The organism is Saccharopolyspora galaxeae, from assembly GCF_016526145.1.
Lineage (GTDB): Bacteria > Actinomycetota > Actinomycetes > Mycobacteriales > Pseudonocardiaceae > Saccharopolyspora_C > Saccharopolyspora_C galaxeae.
This window is the reverse complement of sequence record NZ_JADDUE010000029.1, coordinates 1-2,001: the sequence shown is the minus strand read 5'-3', so window position 1 is coordinate 2,001 and position 2,001 is coordinate 1. Positions and strand designations below refer to the sequence as shown.

Here is a 2,001-nt window from a genome sequence, read left to right as displayed (position 1 = left end):
TCGGAGGCGGCCTGCTCGTTCTGCCGGGAGGTCAGCCCGTCGGTGAGCATGACGCGGCAGAACGGGCAGCCGGTGGCGATCTTCTGCGGCGCGGTGCCCAGCGCCTCGTCCACGCGGTCGACGTTGATGCGCTTGCCGATGCGCTCTTCCATCCACATCCGCGCACCGCCGGCGCCGCAGCACATCGAGCGGTCGCCGTGCCGCGGCATCTCCCGGAAGTTCGCGCCGGAAGCGCCGACCAGGTCCCGCGGCGGGGTGTAGACCTTGTTGTGCCTGCCCAGGAAGCAGGGGTCGTGGTAGGTGACGTCCTCGGCGACCGGGGCCACCGGGGTGAGCCGCTTCTCGCGGACCAGCTTGTTCAGCAGCTGGGTGTGGTGCACGACCTCGAAGTTCCCGCCGAGCTGCGAGTACTCGTTGGCGAGGCTGTTGAAGCAGTGCGCGCAGGTCGCGACGATCTTGCGCTTGCCCGGTTCGCGGTTCTCGAACACCGAGTTCAGCGTCTCGACGTTCTGCTGGGCGAGCATCTGGAACAGGAACTCGTTGCCCGCGCGCCGCGCCGGGTCACCGGTGCAGGTCTCCTCGCCGCCGAGCACGGTGTACTTCACGTCGGCCAGGTGCAGCAGCTCCGCGACCGCGCGGGTGGTCTTCTTGGCGCGGTCCTCGAAGGCGCCCGCGCAGCCGACCCAGAACACGTACTCGACGTCGTCTTCGAGCTCACCGTCGAAGACCGGGACCTCGAAGTCCAGCTCCTCGGTCCAGGCCAGCCGGTCCTTGGCGTTCTGGCCCCACGGGTTGCCCTTGTTCTCCAGGTTCTTGAACATCCCGCCGAGCTCGGTGGGGAAGTTCGACTCGATCAGCACCTGGTAGCGGCGCATGTCGACGATGTGGTCCACGTGCTCGATGTCCACCGGGCACTGCTCCACGCAGGCACCGCAGTTGGTGCACGCCCACAGCACCTCGGGGTCGATCACCCCGGCCTCTTCCGGCCCGCCGACCAGCGGCCGGTCCGCCTCGGCCAGCGCGAGCGCGTCGATCCCGGCGAGCTTCTCGTCCGCGCCGTCGCCGGTGATGCCGACCTCGTCACCGGCCATGTCCCGCTTGCCACCGGCCTGCAGGTACGGCGCCTTCGCGTAGGCGTGCTCGCGCAGCGAGGTGATCAGCAGCTTCGGCGAGAGCGGCTTGGCGGTGTTCCACGCCGGGCACTGCGACTGGCACCGGCCGCACTCGGTGCAGGTGGTGAAGTCCAGCCAGCCCTTCCACTTGAAGTCCTCGACCTGGCCTGCGCCGAACACGTCGGTGTCCGGGTCGGCTTCTTCGAAGTCGAGTTCCTTGCCGCCGGACATCATCGGCTGCAGCGCGCCCAGTGCGGGGGCGTCGCCCAGCTCGCGCTTGAAGTAGATGTTGAAGAACGCGGTGAACCGGTGCCAGGCCACGCCCATGGTGATGTTCCGGGCGATCACGATCACCCAGATCATCGCGGAGAGGATCTTGAACCCGGCGAAGACCGAGACGGCCGCGGTGCTGGCGGGCAGCACGCTGCCGATCGCGTAGGTCAGCGGCGAGGACCACACCGGCGCCTCGAACAGCCCGGACGACTCCTTGAACGCCCGCAGGCCCATGATGCCGAAACCTTCGAGCACCACCACGGCTTCGACGAAGTACGCCTGCCCGAAGTTCGACCCCTGGAACCGCGAGACCCGCCCGGCGCGGCGCGGGTGGTTGAGCTGGCGCACCGCGATCAGCCAGAACCCGCCGATCACGGTGGTGATGCCCAGCAGCTCGACGATCAGGTTCCACGGGCCGAACCAGCTCAGCAGCGGCGTCTCGAAGGTCGGCACGAAGACCTCGAAGTACGCCTCCAGCACGCTCAGGCTCAGCCCGCCGAAACCGACCATCACGAACCAGTGGGCCACGCCGACGTGCCCCCACTTGAGCATCTTCGTGTGGCCCACGATCTCTTTGAGCATGTTCCCGAACCGGGCCCCGAACGGGCCGCGCCTG

1 protein-coding gene is annotated in these 2,001 nt (G+C 68.4%); it reads right to left on the bottom strand.

All coding sequences use genetic code 11. The features are described 5' to 3' along the window. Positions 1 to 2,001, bottom strand: a 2,001-nt coding sequence (locus INP57_RS29235) for a (Fe-S)-binding protein (protein ID WP_200073607.1), incomplete at both ends; no start/stop codon positions are given.